This is a genomic window from Pleomorphomonas diazotrophica (genome assembly GCF_002844595.1).
Lineage (GTDB): Bacteria > Pseudomonadota > Alphaproteobacteria > Rhizobiales > Pleomorphomonadaceae > Pleomorphomonas > Pleomorphomonas diazotrophica.
The window spans coordinates 1-437 of sequence record NZ_PJNW01000035.1 but is presented as its reverse complement, the minus strand read 5'-3'; the positions used below and the strand labels follow the sequence as shown (position 1 = coordinate 437).

1 protein-coding gene is annotated in these 437 nt (G+C 60.2%); it reads right to left on the bottom strand.

The window, feature by feature from the left end; genetic code table 11:
- On the bottom strand, positions 1–362 hold a 362-nt coding region (locus CXZ10_RS21290; protein ID WP_245412982.1), incomplete at its 3' end, for a glyceraldehyde 3-phosphate dehydrogenase NAD-binding domain-containing protein.
- Between the last annotated feature and the right edge of the window lie 75 nt (positions 363–437).

Below are 437 nucleotides of genomic sequence, written 5' to 3'. Positions count from 1 at the left end.
ACCAGCACGCGCTTGGCGCCGGCGGTCAGGTGCATCGACGCCTTGTCCTTGGCGGTGAAGATGCCGGTGCATTCCATGGCGACGTCGACGCCCAGCTCGCCCCACGGCAGCGTCGACGGATCCTTGATGGCCGTGACCTTGATCTTGCCGGTGCCGACGTCGATCCAGTCGGCGCCGGTGGTCACTTCATGCGGGAAGCGGCCGTGAACGCTGTCGAAGCGGATCAGGTGGGCGTTGGTCTCGACCGGACCAAGGTCGTTGATGCCGACGACTTCGATGTCCTTGCGGCCGGACTCGACGATCGCGCGCAGAACGTTACGACCGATACGACCAAAACCGTTGATGGCGACCTTTACTGCCATGCTCATCTCCCAGATAGGCTGGTTATATTTCGAGAACCCTGAATCTCTTTGAAAAGAGACTTGCAGTATTCGCAA